At 65.3% G+C, this 23,505-nt stretch carries 18 protein-coding genes; 6 read left to right on the forward strand and 12 right to left on the reverse strand.

Annotation, left to right across the window (positions count from 1 at the left end; genetic code table 11):
- Window positions 1-54: 54 nt before the first annotated feature.
- From FBZ93_RS06745 to FBZ93_RS06775, 7 genes are all read right to left on the reverse strand, one after another.
- The gene (locus FBZ93_RS06745; RefSeq protein WP_146985153.1) at window positions 55-1,125 is read right to left on the reverse strand and encodes an alcohol dehydrogenase; all 1,071 of its coding nucleotides are present in this window, start codon (window positions 1,123-1,125) and stop codon (window positions 55-57) included.
- A 127-nt stretch (window positions 1,126-1,252) separates the two neighbouring features.
- A complete protein-coding gene (locus tag FBZ93_RS06750; RefSeq protein ID WP_050423413.1) occupies window positions 1,253-2,221 on the reverse strand; it encodes an ABC transporter ATP-binding protein in 969 nt (322 codons plus the stop codon).
- A complete protein-coding gene (locus tag FBZ93_RS06755; protein ID WP_146985154.1) occupies window positions 2,218-3,204 on the reverse strand; it encodes an ABC transporter ATP-binding protein in 987 nt (328 codons plus the stop codon). The genes FBZ93_RS06750 and FBZ93_RS06755 overlap by 4 nt, the downstream gene beginning before the upstream one ends.
- Window positions 3,201-4,070 carry an ABC transporter permease gene (locus tag FBZ93_RS06760; protein ID WP_146985155.1) on the reverse strand — a complete coding sequence of 290 codons (870 nt, stop codon included), beginning with the start codon at window positions 4,068-4,070 and terminating at the stop codon, window positions 3,201-3,203. Before FBZ93_RS06760 ends, FBZ93_RS06755 begins: the two co-directional genes overlap by 4 nt.
- A complete protein-coding gene (locus FBZ93_RS06765) occupies window positions 4,057-5,007 on the reverse strand; it encodes an ABC transporter permease (RefSeq protein WP_050629654.1) in 951 nt (316 codons plus the stop codon). Before FBZ93_RS06765 ends, FBZ93_RS06760 begins: the two co-directional genes overlap by 14 nt.
- A 6-nt stretch (window positions 5,008-5,013) precedes the next feature.
- On the reverse strand, window positions 5,014-6,555 hold the full coding sequence (locus FBZ93_RS06770) for an ABC transporter substrate-binding protein (protein WP_146985156.1): 1,542 nt from the start codon (window positions 6,553-6,555) through the stop codon (window positions 5,014-5,016).
- A gap of 233 nt (window positions 6,556-6,788) precedes the next feature.
- Window positions 6,789-8,021, reverse strand: coding sequence for a CaiB/BaiF CoA transferase family protein (locus FBZ93_RS06775; RefSeq protein ID WP_146985157.1), 1,233 nt, complete (start codon window positions 8,019-8,021; stop codon window positions 6,789-6,791).
- Between the two features lie 153 nt (window positions 8,022-8,174).
- Here FBZ93_RS06775 and glgA point away from each other — a divergent pair, with 153 nt between their 5' ends.
- Window positions 8,175-9,602 carry a glycogen synthase GlgA gene (gene glgA / locus FBZ93_RS06780; protein WP_146985158.1) on the forward strand — a complete coding sequence of 476 codons (1,428 nt, stop codon included), beginning with the start codon at window positions 8,175-8,177 and terminating at the stop codon, window positions 9,600-9,602.
- Window positions 9,603-9,783: 181 nt separating this feature from the next.
- Window positions 9,784-10,842: a class I SAM-dependent methyltransferase gene (locus FBZ93_RS06785; RefSeq protein ID WP_167528946.1), complete on the forward strand. Its 1,059-nt coding sequence runs from the start codon at window positions 9,784-9,786 to the stop codon at window positions 10,840-10,842.
- Between the two features lie 70 nt (window positions 10,843-10,912).
- On the opposite strand, the gene FBZ93_RS06790 is transcribed toward FBZ93_RS06785, so the two are convergent.
- The 5 genes from FBZ93_RS06790 to FBZ93_RS06810 all read right to left on the reverse strand — a co-directional run bounded on the left by FBZ93_RS06790 (window position 10,913) and on the right by FBZ93_RS06810 (window position 18,698).
- The gene (locus FBZ93_RS06790; RefSeq protein ID WP_146985160.1) at window positions 10,913-12,535 is read right to left on the reverse strand and encodes a L,D-transpeptidase; all 1,623 of its coding nucleotides are present in this window, start codon (window positions 12,533-12,535) and stop codon (window positions 10,913-10,915) included.
- Between the two features lie 163 nt (window positions 12,536-12,698).
- Window positions 12,699-13,931, reverse strand: coding sequence for an MFS transporter (locus FBZ93_RS06795; protein ID WP_246667382.1), 1,233 nt, complete (start codon window positions 13,929-13,931; stop codon window positions 12,699-12,701).
- Between the two features lie 94 nt (window positions 13,932-14,025).
- Complete coding sequence (locus FBZ93_RS06800) at window positions 14,026-14,550, reverse strand: PRC-barrel domain-containing protein (protein ID WP_146985162.1); 525 nt, start codon at window positions 14,548-14,550, stop codon at window positions 14,026-14,028.
- A gap of 71 nt (window positions 14,551-14,621) precedes the next feature.
- A complete protein-coding gene (locus tag FBZ93_RS06805) occupies window positions 14,622-16,823 on the reverse strand; it encodes an amylo-alpha-1,6-glucosidase (protein WP_146985163.1) in 2,202 nt (733 codons plus the stop codon).
- A gap of 111 nt (window positions 16,824-16,934) precedes the next feature.
- The gene (locus FBZ93_RS06810; RefSeq protein WP_146985164.1) at window positions 16,935-18,698 is read right to left on the reverse strand and encodes an ABC transporter ATP-binding protein; all 1,764 of its coding nucleotides are present in this window, start codon (window positions 18,696-18,698) and stop codon (window positions 16,935-16,937) included.
- 311 nt (window positions 18,699-19,009) lie between these two features.
- Here FBZ93_RS06810 and FBZ93_RS06815 point away from each other — a divergent pair, with 311 nt between their 5' ends.
- The 4 genes from FBZ93_RS06815 (at window position 19,010) to FBZ93_RS06830 (ending at window position 23,505) form a co-directional block, all read left to right on the forward strand.
- The gene (locus FBZ93_RS06815) at window positions 19,010-20,077 is read left to right on the forward strand and encodes a glycosyltransferase family 4 protein (RefSeq protein WP_146985165.1); all 1,068 of its coding nucleotides are present in this window, start codon (window positions 19,010-19,012) and stop codon (window positions 20,075-20,077) included.
- A gap of 302 nt (window positions 20,078-20,379) precedes the next feature.
- Entirely contained in the window at window positions 20,380-21,633 is a 1,254-nt protein-coding gene (locus FBZ93_RS06820) for an ABC transporter substrate-binding protein (protein WP_146985166.1), read from the forward strand.
- Window positions 21,634-21,649: 16 nt separating this feature from the next.
- A complete protein-coding gene (locus FBZ93_RS06825) occupies window positions 21,650-22,519 on the forward strand; it encodes a branched-chain amino acid ABC transporter permease (RefSeq protein WP_146985167.1) in 870 nt (289 codons plus the stop codon).
- A complete protein-coding gene (locus FBZ93_RS06830; protein WP_146985168.1) occupies window positions 22,519-23,505 on the forward strand; it encodes a branched-chain amino acid ABC transporter permease in 987 nt (328 codons plus the stop codon). The genes FBZ93_RS06825 and FBZ93_RS06830 overlap by 1 nt, the downstream gene beginning before the upstream one ends.

A 23,505-nucleotide genomic window follows, 5' to 3' on the forward strand; every position in this document is an offset into this window, starting at 1 on the left:
TCGCGGAGATATGGATTGCTTCGTCGCTTCGCTCCTCGCAATGACGGCTAGGAATTACGGCGTCAGCACGGCGCGGCCGACGAGCTGGCCCTTCTGCAGATTGGTCAGCGCCTCGTTGGCCTTCGCCAGCGGCATCGGCGTCACCGGGATCGCCGGGATCTTCTTCTCGCGCACCAGATCGAGCAGCTCCTGGGTCTCGCGCAGATTGCCGACATAGCTGCCCTGGATGGTGACCGCCTTGATCGGGATCAGCGGCAGCGCCCAGGTCGCGCCACCGCCGAACAGGCCGACGATCACGAGCTTGCCGCCCTTGGTCAGGCAGTCGAAGCCGAGCTGCGAGGTCTGGGCGTTGCCGACCAGGTCGATCGCGGCGCGGATCGGCTGGCCGGCCTTCTTGATCAGCTGCTCCAGCGCATCGGGCGCCTTGCCGTCGACGGTTGCGAGCGCACCGGCGGCCTCGGCCGCCTCGCGCTTCCTGGCGTCGATGTCGACCACGATCGCACCCTTGCCGCCCATCGCCTTCAACAGCGAGAGCGCCATCAGGCCGAGGCCGCCGGCGCCGAAGATCACGATCGGCGTGTCGAGATCCTTCTCGACCTTCTTCAGCGCGCTGTAGGTCGTGACGCCAGAGCAGGCGTAGGGCGCGGCCGTGACCGGATCTAGCCCCTTGAGGTTGAGCAGATATTTCGGATGCGGCACCGTCATGTGATCGGCGTAGCCGCCGTCGCAATAGACGCCGAGCGCATTCGGCTTGATCGCGCACATGTTCTCGTCGCCGCCGAGGCAGGTCGGGCATTTGCCGCAGCCGAGCCAAGGATAGGCCAGCGCGACGTCGCCGGCCTTGAGACCGCCCTTGTCGGCGTCCTTGACGTCGGGCCCGAAGGCCACGATCTCGCCGACCGTCTCATGGCCCATCGTGCGCGGCAGCGACACGCCGCGATCCTTCAGCGACAGCGGCTTGCGGCCATGGCCGAGATCGTAGCCGCCCTCCCAGATGTGCAGGTCGCTGTGGCAGACGCCGGCGGCCTTGACCTTGATCAGCACCTGCGTGCCCGACGGCTGCGGCGTCGGCTGATCGACCTCTTTCAAGGGGGCGTTGAAATCGACGACCTGGAAACTCTTCATCGCTGTTCTCCCGAAAGCTTGTTGTTGCGGCGGACCTTGCCACGCCTGCCCGGCCGGGACAAACGCTCATGACCCCATTTTCGAGCGAGCGGCCATGCAGCCCGCTCGACGGTCAAGGCGTCACTATTCAGATCAGTGGATGATGGCAAGCCGCAAACTGGCCGGTCGCGACCAGGCGCAGTTCCGGCACCTCGCTGGCACAGCGCGCATCGGCCCGCGGGCAGCGGGTGCGGAAGCGACAGCCGGACGGCGGCGCGATCGGCGACGGCGGCTCGCCGACCGGCACGCTCTGGGTCGGACGGACATCCGGATCGGGCACCGGGATCGCCTCGATCAGCAGCGCGGTATAGGGATGCGCCGGCCGCGCGAACAATTGCTCCGACGGACCGACCTCGCAGAGCCGCCCGAGATACATCACCGCGACGCGATCTGAGACCGCCTTCACCACCGCGAGGTCGTGGGCGATGAACAGCAGGGTCAGGCCGTAGCGCGCCTTCATCTCCTCCAGCAGGTTGAGGATCTGGGCACGGATCGAAACGTCGAGCGCGGACACCGGCTCGTCGCAGATCACGAATTCCGGATTGAGCACCAGCGAGCGAGCGATGCAGATGCGCTGGCATTGTCCGCCGGAGAATTCGTGCGGCAATCGCCCGCTCACCAGCGTGGGATCGAGGCCGACCGCTGACAGCACCTCGGCGACCCGCCGCCGGCGCTCGTCGGGATCCTTGACGCCCGCGATCACCAGCGGCTCGGCGACGATGTCGCCGATCCGCCGCCGCGGATTGAGCGAGGCAATCGGGTCCTGGAAGATCAGCTGCACGCGCCGGCGCATCTGGCGCAGCGCCTCGCCCTTCAAGGTGGTGAGATCGTGGCCGTCGAACAGCACCTTACCGGAGACGGCCTGGCGCAATTGCAGCACGGCACGGCCGAGCGTCGACTTGCCGCAGCCGGATTCGCCGACCAGCCCCAGCGTCTCGCCACGCGCGATCTCGAGGCTGACGTCCGAGACGGCATGGATGGTCTTGCCTCCCACTGAATATTCGACGACGAGGTTTTCCACCTTCATCAGTGGATTGGGTGCGGCCTGCAGCATCATGCGCCGACCCTCGCGGCAATTGGATGGAAGCAGGCGTAGAGATGCTCAGGCGTCTCGGCCGAGCAGAGCTGCGGCTTCTCGGAGGCGCAGCGCTCGGCCGAATAGCGGCAGCGCGGCGAGAACGAGCAGCCCTTGAGCGGCCGGGTCGGATCCGGCGGCCGTCCCGAAATCGCCGGCAGCGGCGTATGCGGCGCGACGTCGAGCTTCGGCAGCGCGGCCAGCAGCGCCTCGGTGTAGGGCATCCGCATCTGCTTGAACAAGGCCGGCGTCGGCGCGCGCTCGACCACGCGCCCCGCATACATCACCGCGACCTCGTCGGTGCGGCCGGCAACCACGCCCAGGTCATGGGTGATGATGATCATCGCCATGTGGCGGCGCTGCTGCTCGCGCGCCAGCAGATCGAGGATCTGCGCCTGGATCGTGACGTCGAGCGCGGTGGTCGGCTCGTCCGCGATCAGCAGCTGCGGCTCGCAGGACAGCGCCACCGCGATCGCGACGCGCTGGCGCATGCCGCCGGAAAGCTGGTGCGGATATTGCGCCAGCCGCTGCTCCGGCGCGGGAATGCCGACCGCCGCCAGCAGCTCGATGCTGCGCTGCCTGGCCTGGGCGAGATCGAGCTCGAGATGCTCTTGAATGGTCTCGATCAGCTGGGTGCCGATGGTCAGCACCGGATTGAGCGAGGTCATGGGATCCTGGAACACGACGGCGAGCGAGCGGCCGCGCAGCTTGCGCAATTTCTCGGCGGACAGTTTGGTCAGATCCTGCCCGTCGAACATCACCCGGCCCGATAGCTTCGCCTTCTTGGGCAGCAGTTGCAGGACGGCGCGCGACAGCATGGTCTTGCCGCAGCCGGATTCGCCGACAATGCCGAGTGTCCTGCCGGCGCCGACGGCGAGATCGACATGATCCACCGCACGCAGGTTGCCGCGCGGCGTCGGCAGGTCGACCACCGCATTCTCGACCGACAGCAGCGCACTGGTCATAGCGCACCCTGCCTGGGATCGGTCAGCGCGCGCATCGTATCGCCGATCAGGTTGAACGCGAGCACGGTGAGGAACATCGCGGCCGCCGGAATGAAGGCGAGGCGCGGCGCTACGTCGAGGCTCTCCCGCCCCTCCCCGATCATGCTGCCCCAGCTCGAGATCGGCGGCGGCACGCCGAGGCCGAGGAAGGACAGCGATCCTTCGACCACGATCGTGACGGCGACGCCGAGCAGGAAGAAGGCAAGCAGCGGCAGCAGCACATTGGGCAGCAGCTCACGTAGCAGGATCCGGGTATGCGTAGCGCCGAGCGCCTGTGCCGCGATGACGAATTCGCGCCGCGCCAGCGTCAGCGTCGCCGCCCGCGCCACCCGCATGAAGGCGGGAATGCCGAGCACGCCGAGGATGCAGGTCAGGTTGAAGATCGACTGGCCGAGATAGGCGGTGACCGCCAGCGCCAGGATCAGCGGCGGGAATGCCAGCAGCACGTCCATGCTGCCGACCACGATGGATTCGAAGCGGCCGCGGAAATAGCCGGCGAGCATGCCGAGCGCGCCGCCGATCGTGACCCCGATCATCGGCGCGCAGAGGCCGACGATCAGCGAGATCCGCGCGCCATAGATGAGCCGCGACAGCTCGTCACGGCCGAGACCGTCGGTGCCGAGCCAATGCTCGGCGGAGAACGGCCCGCGCCGCTCCAGCATGTCCATGTCGGTCGGGCTCGGCAGCGGCAACAGGTCGGCAAGGATCGCGACCGCAAATACCACGACTGTCCATCCGACCGCGAACCAGAACAGCGTGCCAATCCGGCGCTTGCGTCGCACCGGTGCGGCACTGCTCTCGTCGAGGCTGAGCTCAAGCGTGGCCATGACGGATCCTCGGATCGAGTAAGGCGTAGAGCAGATCGACGATGAAGTTCATGATGACGAAGCCTGCACCGACCAGCAGCACCACGCCCTGCAGGATGATGAGGTCGCGGGTCAGGATCGCGCCGACCAGCAGACGGCCGATGCCGGGCAGCGCGAAGATCGTCTCGACGATCACGGCGCCACCGATCAGGCGGCCGATATTGATGCCGGTGATGGTGACGAGCGTCAGCGACGACGGCTTCAGCGCATGCACGAACAGGATGCGCGACGGCTTCAGGCCCTTTGCCTTGGCGAGCGCGATATAATCCTCCTGGAGTGCAGCGATCATGTCGGAGCGCAGCACGCGCATGATGCCCGGCCATTCCGCAAGCCCGAGCGTCAACGCCGGCAGCACCATGAAGCGCAGATTGGCAACCGGATCCTCGGTGAACGGCACATAGCCGGTCGCCGGCAGCCAGCGCAGCTCGACTGCGAACAGGTAGATCAGGAGGATCGCGGACAGGAAGGTCGGCACCGAGAGCATGCCGAACGCCGATCCGGTCATGAGGCGGTCGAATGCACTGCCGGCCTTGGCCGCGCAGGCGATCGCGAGCGGCACGCCGATCGCAAGCCCGATCAACTCGGCCAGGATCATCAGCTCGAACGAGATCGGGACGCGTTCGCTGACAGCCTGCAGCACGGTCTGCCCGGTGCGGAAGGATCGTCCGAAGTCACCCTGCAGGATGTGCCAGAGCCAGCCGAGATAGCGCAGCCAGATCGGCTGATCGAGCCCCAGATCGTGACGCAGCGCCGCGACATTCTCCGGCGTCGCCTGGTCGCCGAGGATCACGTAAGCGAGATCGCCGGGCAGCAGCGAGGCGATCACGAAGGTCAGGACCGAAACCGCGATCAGCACCGGCACCAGGTATAGGAGCCGGCGCGCGACGAAGAACAGCATGAAAGGCTATTCCTTCCAGGCGTAGGAGACGTCGAGCACCCCGTTGAACATCTTCGGCACGCCCTTCACCTTCGTGCTCGACATCGCATAGTAGGTGTTCTGGAAGGTCCAGAACCAGATCGCCTCCTTGTTGATCAGGCGGCTGATCGCGCAATAATCCTCGGTACGCTGGGCGACGTCGGCGGTGGTCCGTGCATGCTCCAGCAGCCGATCGAGCTCCGGATTGGAATAATTCGCCAGCGCCACCGGGCTGCCGGTGTGGAAATTGGCGTACATCTGCGGATCGGGATCGGCGAGGTCGACGATGCGCCACGGCGTGATCTGGAACTGGCGCATGAAGGCGCGCGGTGGAATGGTCGCCTGATCGACCTGCTCGATCTCCATATTGGCGCCGATGCGCTTCCAGAACTGCTGCAACACCTGACCGCCGGTGCGACCGCGAGGCGTCGCCGTGACCAGCATCTTGAACTCGACCGGCTTGCCGTAGTCCTTGATCAACGCCTTGGCCTTCTCGACATCGTAGGGCAACGCGCCGTCATCCTTGCACTTCACCCAGGAGCCGTCGCCGTAGGGATTGCTGGCCGGCCGCGCCAGACCATTGGTGATCGCTTGCGACATCTTCTGGCGGTCGAGCGCCATCACCAGCGCCTGGCGCACGCGCACGTCGTCGAAAGGTGGGACCTTGGTGTTGAAGGCGGCGACTGAGGCCCCCGAGCCCTGATAGGTATGCACGATCAGACTCGGGTCCTTGCGCGCCTTGATAATGTTGTCGGCGTCAGCCTCGTCGTCCCAGATGACGTCGGCCTCGCCGGATTGCAGCGAGGCGAAGCGCGACTGCGCATCCGGCAGCGGCTTCAGGATGATGCGATCGAGATAGGGCTTGCCCTTGTCCCAGTAATCCGGGTTCTTCTCCAGCACCATGCGGTCGCCGGCGGTCCAGGATTTCAGGATATAGGGACCGGTGCCGACCGGGTTGCGGTTGTAATCGTCGCCCTTGGTCTTCCAGGCCGTCGGCGACTGCATCACGTTGTTGGAGCTCTGGATCGACTGGGTCGCCGGAAAGTTCACCGACGGGTCGCTGAAATTGTAGCGCACGGTGAGATCATCGATGACGTCCACGCTCTTGATGCTGGTAATGTAGAACGCGCAGCGGCACTTGTTGGCCGGATCCTTCTGGCGGTCGAAGTTCTCCTTCACCGCCTGGGCATTGAACGGCGTGCCGTCGTGGAATTTGACGCCGGGCCGCAGCTTGATGGTCCAGGTCTTGAAGTCTTCGGAATGCTCCCAGGACAGCGCGAGCTTCGGCTTCGGCTCGCCCTTGTCGTCGAGCGTCATCAACGTGTCGAAGATCGCAGCGGCTGCGGTGTTGGCCGAGGTGTCGTAGACACCGACCTTGAGCGGGTCGAAGCCCGGAATGTCCAGCTCCTGGCCGACGGTGAGCGTACCGCCCTGCTTCTGCGCATGGGCCGGTGCAGCAAATGCCGCCACACCAAATCCCGCCACAAGAAATATGCGCGCAACCGCGTGCGCGCGCCCGGCCAGCTTCATCAATGCTCCCTCCCAGGTGGGCGACGTCCGGTGTTCCGGATCGTCGTGTGTTGGGCAGCTTGTCCGGAATCGCCGCGCGCGACAAGACCGTAAAACGGATGAAAAGCCGCAGGGGGATCACGATACGATCTCATGAGATCGCGTCGTGATCACATCTTCTCGTTTGAGCACGATCCTTCGGAAGACCGGTTTCGACTTTGCGCGAACGCGGTCTTCCAGGTCCGGATCATGCGCTAATTGCGCGCCGTCTTTGCCGGTTGCGCTGCGAAGCCCGCGATCTGATCGTCGGAGAGGCCGATCTCCTTCAGATAGGACAGCGTGTGTTCGCCGAGCGTCGACATCCGCTTCCGGGCACCGACCGTTGCACCGGACATCCGGAACGGCAGGTTGAGCACCTTGAAGCTGCCGCCGCCGTCCGCGACCTCGGCCAGTGCACCGCGATGGGCGATTTGCGGATCGGCGAGCGCCTCGCGCACGGTGCGATAGGCCGACGACGGCACGCCATATTCATTGAGCGCGGCAAGGCAGGCCTGCGTGCTGACGGCGCGCGACCACGCCTCGACGCCCTCCATCAGGCCTGCCCAGTTGTCCCGCCGATCAGAATATTTGGCGAAGCGCGGATCGGACACCCATTCGGGACGGCCGATCACCTGCATCAGGTTCTGGAACGTCTTCTCGCTGGCGATCGCCACCATCACGTAGCCATCGGTGGTTTCGATCGGCCCGAACATCGGGCGCTGGGTTTGCTTCACCTCGAATTGCGACCACTGCAACTCGTTCAGGGTCAGGCTCAGCATGGATTCCAGCATCGAGACGTCGATATGCTGGCCCTTGCCGCCGGCACTGCGCTGATAGAGCGCGGCCGAGATCGCGCCGAAGGCGTAGACGCCGGTCAGCACATCGGCGTGATAGATGCCGCAATAGTCCGGCCGGCTGCGGCCCGGCTGGTAGGCGAGATGCGCCATCTCGTAACCCGAGGCGGCATGGATCACCGGCGCATAGGCGGGCAATTCCGCCGACGGCCCGGTCTGGCCGTAGCCGGAGATCGAGCAGAAGATCAGCTTCGGATTGATGTCGCGGACTGACGCATAATCGAGCTTCAGCCGCCGCATCACGCCGGGGCGGAAATTCTCCACCAGCACGTCGGCGGTCGCGATCAGCCGGCGCACGGCCTCAATGCCGGCCGGCGACTTCAGGTCGAGCACCAGACTGTTCTTGCCGATATTGAGCTGGCCGAACGCCGTCGAGCAGTTGTTGCGCAGCGGCGGCCGCGTCCGCATCGTCTCGCCTTCAGCCGGCTCGATCTTGATCACCTCCGCGCCCATGTCGGCGAGCATCCGCGTGCAATGAGGTCCGGCGATCGTGGTCGAAAAATCCAGCACGCGAAGGCCGTCGAAGCTCCGTGTCAAATTCCCCTCATCGTCAGCGGCTATTGTCGTCGGCAAGGCTTCCTCCACCTTCGTCATTGGTTGTTCGGCGTCGCGTGACCCTAAAGTGAGCCGTCCTGACAGGAAAGCGTCTCGTCCAGACCGGGAGCGCGGGCCGTCTTGCATTTTAATCAAAGGCAGATTGGACCCGATCTTGCATGGCCCTGTCATGGGCTGGAACGAGGGCGCTTGTTGAAGGTCTTATTCGTCACGACGGAGATGGACGATTTCGTCCGCGTGGGCGGGCTCGGTGCCGTTTCCGCAGCACTTCCCCGGGCGCTGCGCCCCTGGAGCGACGTCAGGATCATGCTTCCCGGTTACCGGGATGTGGTCGAGCAGTTCACTCATGTTGAAATCGTTGGACAATGCGCAAGCCTTGCGGAGATGCCGGCTTGCACGCTCGGGCGCGCATCGACCAGGGACGGGCTACCGGTCTATGTGCTGCTGTGTCCAGAGCTCTACGACCGGCCGGGCAATCCCTACGGCGATGAGTCCGGCCGCGACTGGGCCGACAACGACATCCGGTTCGGCCGTTTTGCCTCCGCCGCTGCCGAACTTGCAGCCGGAACGCTGGACAAGAATTGGGCAGCCGACCTCGTTCACGCCAATGACTGGCAGGCCGCGCTCACGCCCGCCTATCTCGCCTGGCGTCAGCTGCGGATTCCGTCAATCCTGACCATCCACAATCTCGCTTATCAGGGCCTGTTTCCGCGGGACTCGCTGCGGCGGATCGGCGCACCGGAAAGCTCATTCCACATCGACGGGCTGGAGTTCTACGACAAGCTCTCCTTCCTCAAGGGCGGCCTCGTCTACGCCTCGCATCTGACCACGGTCAGCGCGACCTATGCGAAGGAGATCACGACCGCCGAGCTCGGCTGCGGGCTGGAAGGGCTGCTGCGCGTCCGCTCCGACGCCGACCAGCTGACCGGCATCCTGAACGGCATCGACGAGAGCTGGGACCCACGCCACTGCGCGCAGCTCGCGCAACCATTCGGCACCGGCGACTGGAAGGGCAAGCAGGCCAACGCCGACTACGTCCGCCGGCAGTTCGGGCTTGCGGTCTCGCGCGGGCCGATCTTCGGCCTGGTCGCGCGGCTGGTGCATCAGAAGGGCGTCGACCTCGTGCTGTCGGCCGCCGACGAAATCATCAGGGATGGCGGACAGATCGTCGTCACCGGCAGCGGCGAGCCCGCGATCGAGGACGCCCTGGTGGCCGCGCACCGGCGCCGGCCGGACGCGATCGGCGTCATCATCGGCTTCAACGACGCCCAGGCCCGCCGCATCTTCGCCGGCAGCGATTTCACCCTGATGCCGTCGCGCTTCGAGCCCTGCGGCCTCAGCCAGATGTACGCGCAGCGCTTCGGCTCGCTGCCGATCGGTCACCAGACCGGCGGGCTTGCCGAAACTATCGCCGACGGCGAGACCGGCTTCCTGTTCCCGCAGCCGTCGGCGGAATCCTTCCTCGGCGGCGTCAGGCGCGCATTCGACGCCTACCGCGCCAAGGATCGCCTCAACGCCATGCGCGCCAGCGCGATGGCCAAGTCCTACAGCTGGGACCTGTCGGCCGCCTGCTACAGCGCGCTGTACAAAAGGCTGGTGATGCCGCGGGCGGCCGCGTAGGCGGCCCGCCTCGCAGGCTTGCGAAGCCTGGTTGCTCTGGGATCCCAGCGCACCAGTAACAATCGGGTCATTGCAACGAACCTTTCAGGCAGTCACGTCGCCCCACCACTGGACGACGACGCATGCGTGAAATTGCGAATGATGGACTTTTGGCCAAACGCGATTGCGATGGAGGAACATCATGGACGTCAACGAAGAGCGTCTCAATTCATTCATGGGAAAGATGATTGGCGATGTCGGCGCGGCGATGAACGCCTCGCTGATGCTGCTGGGCGACAAGCTTGGGCTGTACAAGGCTCTCGCGCAGCAAGGACCGATGGACGCCGCGGCCCTTGCCAAGGCAACAGGAACAGCCGGGCGTTACGTTCAAGAATGGCTGTCGGCGCAAGCCGCCTCCGGCTACATTGAATACGATAGCAAGACCGGAAAATTCTCGATGCTGCCCGAGCAGGCGCTCGCGCTCGCCGACGAGGACAGTCCGGTCTTCCTCGGCGCGGTCGGAAACCTGGTCGGCGCGACCTTTCTCGACGAGCCGAAAATTACCGACGCGTTCAAGACCGGCAAGGGCGTCGGCTGGAATAGGCGCAGCGAGTGCCTGTTCTGCGGCACCGCCCGGTTCTTCCGCACCAGCTACAAGCACTATCTGGTGCAGGAATGGCTGCCGGCGCTCGAGGGTGTCGTCGACAAGCTGAAGAAGGGCGCCGTCGTCGCCGACGTCGGCTGCGGGCACGGCGTCTCGACGCGGTTGATGGCGGAAGCGTTTCCGAAATCGACCTTCTACGGCTTCGACTATCACGACGGCTCGATCCAGACGGCGCGAATGTCCGCCAAGGAGGCGGGATTGTCGGACCGCGTCCATTTCCAGACGCACTCGGCCAAGGACTTCCCCGCCAACAATTATGACCTTGTGTGCTTCTTCGACTGTCTTCACGACATGGGCGACCCGGTCGGCGCCCTCAAGCACACGCGCTCGACCCTCGCCGACGACGGCACCTGCATGTTGATCGAGCCGTTCGCCAACGACCGGTTGGAGGACAACCTCAATCCGATCGGGCGGGTCTACTACGCCGCGTCGACGATGATCTGCACGCCGGCCTCGCTGGACCAGGAGGTCGGGCTAGCGCTCGGCGCGCAGGCCGGCGAGACCAGGTTGCGCGAGGTGGCGCGCCAGGGCGGCTTCTCACGCTTCCGCCGCGCGGCGGAAACGCCGTTCAACCTGATCCTGGAAGCTCGGCCGTAAAGTCGCCACGCGACTGGACGGCGGTGTCACACCGCCGTCCGGTGCTCGTTCGGGCTTTGCCGCCGTCGGCCTACCAGTCCTGCGATTGCCAGTAGAACTGGCCGCCGCGACGGCGCGGATTGGCGGCCTGAGGATTGCCATAATACGGCGTGCCGTACTGGGTCGGCGCCTGGGGATTGCCGTATTGGGGATAGCCGTATTGGGTGCCCGACTGGGGATTCCAGCTGCGCTGGGAGAAGAAGCCGAAACCGTCGTCGTCCCCGCTCGCAACCATGCCGTCGTCCATCATGGGCCGGGTCGGCTTGCGCGTGATGAAGCCGCCCTGGGGCTGGTTGCTCAGCACAGCGACGAACTCGGTGCGGTAGTTGGTCTCGGCGCTCAACGGCTCATCCGAGATGATGATCGACGAGCGCGGCACGGCGGTCGGCGCAATCCGATCCAGCACGTCCTGCGGGATGGTGACGCGGTCGAGCGCGTCCTTGGCGTTGTCGCCGTCGTCGATCGTCACCTCGGTCCAGCGCAGGCCGGCGCCGTTGCGCGCCATTGCCGTGTAGATGTGCGTGCCGATCGGCTTGTCCGGATCGCGAATGGTGACGGGAACCTCGATGCTGGAATCGAACACCTCGCCGCCATCGGCCCACGGCTTGTGAGTGTTGCGCCGCACGTAAAGCTTCTGCGTCGCGCGGCTGATGTAGACCGAGACCGGCTCGAGCGCGAGCTTCGCCTCGGTCGCCGCCTGCTGGGTATCGGTCTTCTTGGCCTCGGCCGCCTTGGCCGCGTCCTTTGCGGCCGCCGCGGCATCGAGCTTCGGCTTGGCGTCGCCCTGGGCTGCCTCGTATTGCGTGGTCGCTTCCGCGGCCTTGGCGACCGCCTTCTGCTTCAGATCCTCGGCGCGCGCCTTGGCCTGGTCAGTCTTGGCATTGACGAGCGTCTTGTCGGCCAACGCAACCGCAGCGTCGGCACGGGTCTTGGTCTGTTGCAGTTTGCGCAGCGACGCCGGCGTGAACAGTGCCGCTTCCTTGGTCGCGGCCGCGGAGGCCTTCTTGGCCTCGTCGGCCACCTTGGCGGCATCCGCCGCCTCGCGCGAGAGCTTTTCAGCGCGCGCCGGAGCATCTGCCATGGCCTGGGCGTTCGGCACGAACAGGGCTGGATGGGTGAAGTCGACCGGGGCCGCATCGTTCGGCGCGATGATCACCCGCATCCCGATGCGCGTCTTGTCGAACAGCTTCTCGGCAAAGTCATAGGGCATGCGCACGCAGCCATGGGAGGCGGCATATCCCGGCAGCGGCCCGCCGTGTAGCGCGACGCCGTTCCAGGTGATGCGCTGCATGTTCGGCATCCAGGCATCGTCGTACATGGTTGAGTGATGGTCCTTGTCCTTCTCGACCAGCGCAAAGACGCCGGCCGGCGTTTCGCGGCCCTTGACGCCGCTCGATACCGGCGCGCGGTAAATCCAGCCGTCGGCGTCGTAGAAGGTCACCTTCTGGGCGCTGATCGACACGATCGCCATGATCGGCTCGCCCGCGGCGCGCGGCGCGGTCGCCTCGACCGTTGCCGCAGGGCGCTGCTGCTTTGCAGCGGCGCCGCCGGTCAATGACGCAAGTGTGACCATGGCCGCGAAAGTCACAAAGGCGGGAGGCCCCCAACGCCGCATCGCTCCGGTGATTTGCGCCGTCGTCGTACGATTTTCCATGCCATTCCTCGGTCGAAAAGCCTGCCCGCGCTGCGCCGATCGGTACCAGATCACGATTTTGGATTGATTAATCCAGGGGACTACCAGCTCGTTCCAGCAGCAAATCACTCATATATGACGGCGCATCCATGAGGAAGGGCGCCGGGAGCCAAACCTGCCTTCGTCATGCCGTCCGCCGCGTCTCCGGCATCACCAGCCAGATCACGAACAGCCCGAGCGCGGCGACGCCGGCGAGGCCCATGAAGGCGGTGCTGCTGCCGAGCTTGTCGCTGACATAGCCGGCCAGCACGGTGCTGAGCGACGCGCCGATGCCGACGGCGGTTCCGACAATGCCCTGCGCCAGGTTGAAATGGCCGCTGCCGAACGCCACGTCGGCCACGATCAGCGGCACCATCACGCTGAAGATCGCCGCCGTGATGCCGTCGAAGATCTGCACCGCGACCAGCAGATAGGGATCGCGCACCGTTGCGAACAACACACCGCGGATCGCCAGCGAGGCGAAGGCCAGCAGGAGCAATGGCCGCCGGCCCAAAGCCTGGGCCTTGCGGCCGACCGACGGCGAGCACAACGCGACGATCGCCTGCGGCACGATGATGCAGGCCGCGATCAGGACCGGCGCCCATTGGCTCGACCGCGCGGTGACCACGCCCGCCATCAGCGGCAGCATCGCGGCATTGGCCAACTGGAACAGCATCATCGCGCCGGCAAAGATCAGCAGTGTCCGGTGCCGCACCAGAGTGATGACGCTGGTGGCGCGCTTGTCGGGAACCTCACGCTTCACCTCGCCATGAGCCTGCGCGATGTCGATCTCGCGCTCGCGGATCCGTGCCAGCGACAACAAGGTCGGGATCGCCAGGATGAAGGTCACGAGGAACACGGAGCGGCTCGACAAAAAATAACCGCAAGCCCCCATCAGCGCCGCCGCCGAGCCGCTGCCGAGCGAGGCAAACCGCGCATTGCGGCCGAGCCGCTCGCCGATTGCCCGCGGCCCGACCAGGCCGAGGCTGATCGCGGCGATCGCGGGTCCCAGCACGCAGCTTGCAAGCGCGTGCAGCGTCGCGGCGAGCGTCACCACGGGAAAGATCGGCCACAGCGCGTAGGCCAGCGCGGCTGACCCGATCGCGGCGACCGCGCAGCCCGCGACAATGCGCTCCGAGCGCGCCGCATCCACGATCGCCCCGCCGGGCATCTGTCCCAGCAGGCCGATGATGCCGCCGATCGAGAGCACGAAGCCGATCTCGACCTGGGTCCATTTCTGGGTCGTCAGATAGACCGCAATGAACGGGCCGAACCCGGTTTGCACGTCGGCCAGGAAGAAAATGAACCAGTCGAGCCCGCGCTGGCTTTCGCGCGACGGCGCGCGCGGCCCCTCCGGGCTGGGCTGATCGGGGGTCATCGACACAATATTGGTGCCGCCGGCAGATCGTTCGCCACGATCGTCGCCAACCGTCTCGAAGGAAGGGTTCGGACGCGCGACCAGCTTTTGCCCCCTAATGCTCGTAGTCCCATGGATGGAGATTGCCGGCCGCGCCCAGCACGATCAGCGGCGTATCTTCCTTGTATTCCGGCGCAGCGCTCACCTGCTGCTTGTTGAGGTCCAGCGTAATGCTGTCGCTCTTGCTGGAAACGCCAGCGAAGCGCAGCGCGTTCCAGTCGACCACGATCTTGCGGCTGCCGACGCCGAGAAAGCCGCCGAAATCGATCACCGCGGCGCGCACCTTGCCGTCGCGGTCGACGATGACGTCAACGATGCGGCCCATGTCCTCATTGGCGGAACTGCGAACGTCGCGCCCGAGAATGCCGTGGGCATCGCGCGCCCCGATCACGGTCACCGACGGCGGCGGCGACGGCTCCTTGGCCTGCTCCTTCGGTGCTCCAGCGGCCGGCGGCGCGGGAGTTGCCGGCGTCGCCTGCGCAGCCGGCGGCGGCGACGGCACTTCGTCGTCGGCCGCACGGACACCAGCGCATGTCAGCAGCGCCGCTGCGACCAGTATAACCATGACCCTCGGACGCATGTTACTCTCTCCCCACGATTTCCCTGGCGTGCGCATGCCGCACGACGACGATCCACGCCGCGCGACGACGCTTAATGCGTCAGCACGATCGACACCTGGATCTGGCCGCGCGTGCGCAACACTTCGAGTGACACCTCGTCGCCGTGGCGGCGCAGCCGCAGATCGACACTGGATGCGCCGAGCCTGAGATCGCGCAGCACCACGTCGTTAAGGAATTCCGGCAGGCACGGATCGCGCAGCCTGATCTCGCCACGGGCAGTGTCGAACTCCAGCCCGAGCGCGGCCTCCAGCAGCGTGAACGGCGTCGCGCTCGCCCAGGCCTGCGGTGCGCAGGCCACCGGATAGAGCACCGGGCCGCGCCGGCGCTCACGGCGGAAGCCGCAGAACAGCTCCGGCAGCCGCCGCAGCTCCATGTAGCTCGCGGCGTCGAACAGGCCCTTGAACAGATGCGCGACCGAATGCTTGAGGCCGTAGCGCGCGAGCCCGAGTGCAATCAGCGCATTGTCATGCGGCCAGATCGAGCCGTCGTGATAGGACATCGGGTTGTAGCGCGCTTCGCCCACGGCAACGGTGCGGATGCCCCAACCAGAGAAGAACTTCTGGCTCATCAGATCGGCGGCAACTCGCCGCGCGCGGTCTTGGCGCACCATGCCGGAAAACAGGGTTTGTCCGGCATTCGAGGTGCGCACCCTGCACGGCTGCTTGGCGCCGTCGAGCGCGACGGCATAGGTGCCGAGTTCCTCGCACCAGAATGCCTCCTCGAACCGCGCGCGCAGCCGTTCGGCCTCGGCTTCGAGCTTCACAGCCTTGTCCATAAAGCCGAGCTGGCGCGCCGCGCGTGCGGCAAGCCGCTTGCCGGCAAACACATAGCCCTGCACTTCCGCCAGCGCGATATTTCCCTCGGCGAGCGTTCCGTCGGCATGGAAGATGGCGTCGAAGGAATCCTTCCAGCCTTGATTGCGCAGCCCCTCTTCGGTCGCACGCTGATACTCGACGAAGCCATCGCGATCGGGATCGCCAGGACCGTCGATCCATTGCAATCCGGCCTCGACCGCGGGCCACAGCTCGCGCAACGTCTCAACGTCGCCAGTGCGCTCCAGATAGAGCCCGGCGAGCAGCACGAACAGCGGCGTCGAATCGACGCTGCCGTAGTAATGCGCGAACGGCACCTCGCGCAGCGCGGCCATCTCGCCGCCGCGCATCTCGTGCAGGATCTTGCCCGGCGCGGCATCGGCCAGCGGATCGACCGCCTTGGCCTGGAATAGCGCCAGCCGCTTCAGCACGCCCTTGGCGATCCGCGGATCGACCCACAGCATCTGCAGCGCCGTGATCAGCCCGTCGCGGCCGAACGTCGTCGAATACCAGGGAATGCCGGCATAGGGGTAACGGCCCTGCGGCGTCTCCGTCATCAGCATGTTGAGGTCGGCCATCGCCTGGCACAGCACCTCGTTGAAGATGTTGTTCGAGGTCTCGATCGAGGCCGCACCAGCCGACGAATTCCGCATCTCGCGGCGATGCGCCAACAGCCCGCGGAAGAACGGCACCGGCTTCTGCATGATCGGCTTGTTGCACGACACCGCGACGAACAGCGAGGTGACCTGCGCGGGCTCGAGATCGAAATGATAGGTCGCGGCGTTGACCGACAGCCGGGTCGGCCGCGGATCGAAATGCAGCGCGGTGATCCGCGTCTGCTCGTCGAGGCCGCAATATTCCAGCACGACGTCGGTCGGACCGAGCAGCTTGCTCGAACCGATGCCGCGCCGCGGCCGCCGCTCGCCGCGCACCTCGAACAGGTCGGCGAAATCATTGTCGAACAGCAGCGTCAGATCGAAGCTTGCGGCATGATCGCCGTGGTTCTGCAGGCCGATCCGCTGATAGGCGGTGCCGCGCCACAGGAAGATCGAGCGTACGATGTGCAGCGTATCCTTCGGCAGAGTCAGGCGGCCGTCGCGATAGACGTCGGAATTGGTGAGATCAACCGTCAGCGCCGAATTGTCGTCGCGCATGTTGGAGCCGAGCAGCAGCGGCTGCACGTCCTCCAGCACCATTTCCAGCCGCGCGAGGTAGCGCGTGTCGGCGTTGAACAGGCCGTCGGGCCCGCCGGCCGAGGCGCCGATGTCGCCGTGGCTGTCGAGCACGATGAAGGTGTCGTCATGCTTGAGCGAGCGCCGCGGCCGCGCCGCGGGCCCGGTCATCGGAATGTAGAACGGCGATTCGGCGACACGCTCTGTGATGCGAGCAGTGATGATCTGCGTAACGACGTCGGCTGCCATCTGAACCTCTGGCGACTTTGCTTAGACCGATTTTTGGCTCGACTCTCGGTTCGAACGAACGCACCGGAACGCAAGAACACGCGGTCCAAGAACACGCTTGATGGCGCGGGGTCAGGCCGCGCTGGTGGAGAGGCGGCCCATCTCGCGTGCCACGAGGTCGCGGTAGGGGCCCCTTCCCTTCACCAGGGTGTCGGGCGGACCGTCCTCGACGATCCGGCCGCCCTGCAGCACGACCACGCGATCGAAGCTGCGCAGCGTCGCGAGGCGGTGCGCGATCGCGACCACGGTACGCCCGCGCATCAGGCGCGACAACGCCTCGCGGATCGCCTCCTCGGAATCGGCATCGAGCGCCGCGGTGGCCTCGTCGAGCAGCAGGATCGGCGCATCCTTCAGGAAGGCGCGCGCGATCGCAATGCGCTGGCGCTGGCCGCCGGAGACCTTGACGCCGCGGTCGCCGACGATGGTGTTCATGCCCTCGGGCAGGCTTTCGATGAAATCGCAGCGCGCCGCGATCGCCGCCCGCAGCACCTCGTCGTCGGTGGCGTCCGGCCGGCCGTAGCGGATGTTCTCCAGGATCGAGCGGTGGAACAGCGAGATGTCCTGCGGAACCACCGAGATCGCGGCGCGCAGGCTCTGCTGGGTGACGCGCGAGATGTCCTGGCCATCGACCGTGATGTTGCCCTGCTCGACGTCGTAGAAGCGCTGCAGAAGGGTAAACAATGTTGACTTGCCGCCGCCGGACTGGCCGACCAGGCCGACCCGCTGGCCGGGCTGGATGCGCAGGCTAAAGCGCTCGAACACCTGCAAGCCGCCGGGATAGCGGAACGAGACGTTGTTGAAGGCGATCGCCGCGCCGCTCTTCACCAGCACCTCGGCTTCGGGATGGTCCTTCAGCTCATGCGGCTGCAGCAGTGTCGCCAGCGCCTCGGTGAGGCGCGCGACATGCTGGGTGACGTCGACCAGCGCAACGGCAAGGTCACGCGTCGCGCTCAGGATCGAGATGCCGAGCGTGCAGACCAGCACGACATCGCCGGTGGTGGCCTGGCCCTGCTGCCAGAGCGAGAGCGCCCAGGCCAGCATCGCGATCGTCAGGATCACGGTCACGGCAGCGTGAACAAGGCGGAGCTTTTCGAGATAACGCAGGGAACGGCCGCGCGCGACGAGTTCCCGATTCACCGTCGCGTCGAAGCGGTCGTGCTCGTAGCCGAGACCGCAGAATGCACGCACCAGCGGCAGGTTGTTGATGACGTCGACCATTTCGCCGTCGACCGCGGCCGCCCGGTTGGCGAAATCGTCATGCAGCGGCCTTCCGGCAGCGGCCATGCGGAACATCGCCACCACCATGGTTCCCGCGATCAGGATCAGCACTGCTGACATTGTCACGCTGACGGTTCCAACCAGGGTGATCGCCGCGAAGGTCGCGATGCAGGGCGGCAACACGTTCCATACGAACATGTTCTCCACCGTGAACACCGCGTTCGACGTCGCGGTGATCCGACTGGTCAGCATGCCCGGCAGCCGGTCCGTGAAATAGCTCGGCGCGTGGCCGGTGAGATGGCGGAACATGTCGCGGCGCAGGTCGCCGGTGACGCTGACGAAGGTGTAGCTCGCGGTCCAGCTCGCGATCCGCCACATGAAGTTGTCGGCTGCGATCAGCGACATGAGCAGAGCGAATGCCAGCCATACGCCATTCGCGGCCGACGGCCCCGCCGACAACGCATCGACCAGATTCTTCACCCCGTATTGCGTGCCTACCGAGCAGGCAACCGCTGCGACGACGGCCGACAAGATCACAACATGCGACGGAAGCCGCCGGCGCAGATAGCGCAGCACAAAGGGGAACGGGCGATGCGCGTATCCTGACAGATGGTCCATGACGTCCTGCAAAACCTGTTGAAGGTGAACGAGAAAATTCTAGTCGAAGCTCTCGTGCACGATGACGTGAAGGGCGGCGGTGGGATTCCTTGATGCAGCCATCAGTGCGCAACAATTTTGCAACGCTGGCGTCGGCAAAAACGTGTTGGAGCGTGATGGCATCAGCAAGACCAGAGTGTGATCGAAGAAAGAAGCGATAGATCTCCCACATCTAAGGAACCTCGCACGTGCGAGAACGTTCCCGTCTTCGGCATGTCCGGTGCCATCAGAGGGCTGAGGGTTCACTCACATCACAAACAGGAGACGGAGAAATGCGCATCGCGCAGGTTGCCCCGCTGACGGAGGCTGTTCCCCCCAAGCTCTACGGCGGCACCGAACGGGTCGTGCACTGGCTGACCGAAGAACTTGTAACACTTGGACATGACGTGACGTTGTTCGCCAGTGGCGATTCACAGACCTCCGCGAAGCTCGATGCGACCTGGCCGAAGGCACTGCGCCTCGACGGCTCCGTCCGCGATCCCAATGCGCTGCACATGGTGATGCTGGAGCGCGTCCGGCAGAAAGCCGACGACGAGGAATTCGATTTCCTGCACTGCCATCTCGACTATTACCCATGGTCGCTGTTCGCGCGGCAGCCGACGCCTTTCGTGACCACGTTGCACGGGCGGCTCGACCTGCCGGAGCACCAGCCCGTCTTCAACACCTTCTCCAAGATCCCGGTAATCTCGATCTCCAACGCCCAACGGCGGCCGGTGCCGCAGGCGAACTGGGTGCGCACCATCCATCACGGCCTGCCGGAGAATCTGCTGACGCCGCAACCGGCCAGGCAGTCCTACCTCGCCGTGCTCGGCCGCATCGCGCCGGAGAAGGGCGTCGATCGTGCGATCAAGATCGCAACCCGTTGCGGTATTCCGCTGAAGATCGCGGCCAAGGTCGATCGCGCCGACCAGGAATATTACGATGAGTTGATCAAGCCGCTGATCACGAACAATCCGCTGGTCGAGTTCATCGGCGAGATCAGCGACCGCGAGAAGCCGGATTTTCTCAGCGGCGCGATCGGGCTCCTGGTTCCAATCGACTGGCCGGAGCCGTTCGGCCTCGTGATGATCGAAGCGATGGCCTGCGGCACGCCCGTCATTGCGTATAACCGCGGCTCGGTGCCCGAGATCATCGAGGATGGCCTGACCGGCTTCATCGTCGAGGACGAGATCAGCGCGATCTCCTCCGTCGGCCGCCTGTCGACGCTCAACCGCGACGCGATCCGCAAGCAATTCGAGACCCGCTTCACCGCACGCCGGATGGCGCTCGACTATCTCGCCGCCTATCGCAGCCTGATGGAAGCCAAGCCGCGCTTCAAGCTGGTGGCGAGCGCCGAATAGAAGTTGCAGCGGCCGATCGAATGATCCGGCGGGCCGGCCGGCACTGTCCGTGCCGGTTCGTCGGGTCATTCGATTGTCAATAATACCGTCATGTCTGGCGGCAGCTCTCACGCAACGAAGCTGCTCACATGCGCGCGTCGCACGATTGTTGCGACGCACCGGTCGCAATTCGTTTCCCCACGGGTCCGGCCGATATCGCCTTTGCGATTGCCGAATTACGTGCTCTTATGCGCCCCGCTTGAGCAAAAAATAATAAGCGAGCGGACGGAGCAACCGGGCCGTGGTCGCACAGGGGGAACGCCATGACAGGGGACCGCAAGCCGCCGGCCATTAATAATGCCGCGCCGACCCAAGCCTCACGCACGAAGCTGAACCGCCGCAAGTTCCTGGCCAGGACCGGCGGCGCCCTTGCAGCCGGTGCATTCGGCGCGGTCCCGCTGCGCGGCTGGGCCGCCGACCCGATCAATATCGGCGCGCTCTATCCGACCACCGGCAGCATGGCGCAGATCGGCACCGGCTGCGTTGCCGCGGCAAAGCTTGCGGTCGACATGGTCAACGAGGCCGGCGGCATCAAGTCGCTCGGCGGCGCCAGGCTAAACCTCATCGTCTCCGACGTGCAGAGCGACACCACGGTGACGCGCACCGAGACCGATCGTCTCATCACCGGCAACAAGCTGTCGGCGATCCATGGCTGCTATGCCAGCGCGCTGACCCTGATCGCGAGCGAGGTCTGCGAGCGCGCTCACGTTCCGATCATCACCGGATCGAGCTCCGACCAGCTCAACAAGGGACGCAGCTACACCTTCACGCCGTTCGCACGTGCCTCGCAATTCGCCAAGGCGCAGCTGCAGATGGCCAAGCTCGTCAGCGATCAGGCGAAGGTCGCCGTCATCTTCGAGAACACCGCGTTCGGCACCTCGACCTCGAACGGGCTGAAGGAGCTGGCGCCGGGCGAAGGCGTCGAGATCGTGATGTTCGAGCCCTACTCGGCCGGCTTCACCGATGCCAGCCCGCTGATCAACAAGGTCAAGGCGTCCGGCGCCAACACGCTGTTCTCGCTGTCCTACCTCAACGACCTCATCCTGATCGTGCGCACCGTAAAGCAGGTCGGGCTCGACATCGCGATCAATGGCGGCTCGGGCGGCTTCGTGATGCCGGATTTCTACAAGAACGTCGGCAAGGCTGCCGAAGGCCTGCAGGGCGTGGCGCACTGGAACCACGACGTCAACGAGGATGCCCAGAAGGTCAACGCCGAATTCAAGAAGCGCACCGGCGAGTTCGCATTCGAATATGCCGGTGGCCTGGTCGCGCAGACCTTCATGCTGGCCGACGCGCTGGAGCGCGCCGCCTCAGCCGATCCGAAGAAAGTGCGCGAAGCGCTCTCGACGCTCGACGTCTCCTCCGGCTATGCGGCGATGGCGCCGGGCGGCAAGGTGAAGTTCGGGCCTGACGGCAAGAACGTCTATGGCCGTCCGGTCGGCGTGCAGTGGCAGAACGCCGATCTCGCCAGCATCTTCCCCAAGGAAGACGCCCGCGCCCCGCTGATAAAGACCTGAACCGCGGTCGCATCGCATGTGGGAGACACTGGCCCAGGCTGTGATCAACGGCCTGCTCATCGGCGGCATCTACGCGCTTGTCAGCATCGGCGTCACGCTGATCTTCGGCGTGGTCAAGATCGTCAATTTCGCCCAGGGCGAGTTCGTGATGATCGGGATGTATATCTCGTTCTTCCTCGCCACCCAGTTCGGCATCGATCCGCTGGTCTCGCTTGTTGTCTCGATGCCGGTGCTGTTCCTTGCGGGCGTCCTGATCCAGCATTTCCTGATCCGCAGGGTGCTCGGGCCGAACGACATGCCGCAGATCTTCTTAACCTTCGCGTTGTCGCTGCTGCTGCTCAATCTCTCGCTGATGCTGTTCAGCGCCAACTACCGCACCGTCCATACCTCTTATTCGGATGAAGCCTGGCACATCGGCGGCCTCTACATCCCGTTGGCGAAGCTGATCGCCTTCGCGGTCGCGATGGCGCTGAGCGGCCTGCTCTGGGTATTCCTGCACACAACCGATCTCGGCCGCGCCATGCGCGCGGCGTCGCAGAACCGCGACGTCGCGATGCTGATGGGGATCAATCCGAACCGCGTGTTCGCGGTGGCGTTCGGCACCGCGCTGGCGCTCGCGGGCGCCGCCGGCTCGCTCTTGATGCCGTTCTATTCGGCCTACCCGTTCGTCGGCCAGGTGTTCGTGCTGATGGCGTTCGTCGCCGTCGTGATGGGCACGCTCGGCAATGTGATGGGCGCGCTGGTCGCGAGCCTGATGATGGGCATCGCGGAATCGCTCGGCATCCAGTTCGTCGGCGCCGATTCCGGCCTGATCGTGGTGTTCGGGCTGCTGCTGCTGACGCTCGCCTTCAGGCCGAGCGGCCTCGGCGCCAGAAGAGGCCGCTGATGCAGACCCCAGGCAAAATGAAATGGCTGTGGCTCGTGATCGGGGCGGTCGTCATGCTCGCTCTGCCGCAGCTCGTCACCTCATCGTTCGCGATCGACATCTTCATCCGCATCCTCTTGTTCTCCTTCATCGGCGTCGCCTGGAACCTGATGGGCGGCTATGCCAAGCAGCTGTCGCTCGGGCACGCCGCCTATTTCGGGCTCGGTGCCTACACCTCGACCATCATGCAGGTGAACTACGGCATCTCGCCCTGGATCGGGATGGTTGCGGGCGGCGTGGTCGCGATGCTGGCAAGCCTGCCGATCGGCTGGCTCTGCTTCCGCCTGCGCGGCCCCTATTTCACCATCGCGACGATCGCGACCGCGCAGGTGCTGATGCTGATCTTCCTCAAATTCCGCGATTTCGCCTGGGGCGCGGAAGGCACCACGATCCCGAACCTCGGCAGCGCGCCGCTGATGATGCAGTTCGAGGAGAAGTCGTCCTATTACTATGTCGTGCTCGGACTGCTCGCGGTCGGGCTATGGATCACCCACAGGATCGAAAAATCCTGGATGGGCTACTACCTCGTCGCCATCGGCGAGGATGAAGATGCCGCCGAAGCGGTCGGCGTCAACGCCCCCAAGATCAAGCGCGACATCTACATGATCAGCGCGTTCCTGACCGCGCTCGCCGGCACCTTCTACACCCAGTACATCTACTTCATCGATCCGGCGACCGCGTTCAGCTTCAACGTCTCGATCGAGGCGGCGCTGGTGTCGATCGTCGGCGGCATCGGCACACTGTGGGGTCCCGTGATCGGCACCGTGCTGCTGGAGACCACCTCGGCGCTGCTGCAAAGCTGGCTCGGCAGCTCGGTGGGCGGCATCCAGCTCACGGTCTACAGCCTGATCCTGATGGCGGTCATCCTGTGGCGGCCGACCGGGCTGATCGGGTTCGCGACCGACGTCTATCACCGCACCCTCCGGCGCAAGCCGGCGCGCGCCTGA

Origin of the sequence: Bradyrhizobium macuxiense (assembly GCF_007993935.1) — a bacterium.
Classification (GTDB): Bacteria; Pseudomonadota; Alphaproteobacteria; order Rhizobiales; family Xanthobacteraceae; genus Bradyrhizobium; species Bradyrhizobium macuxiense_A.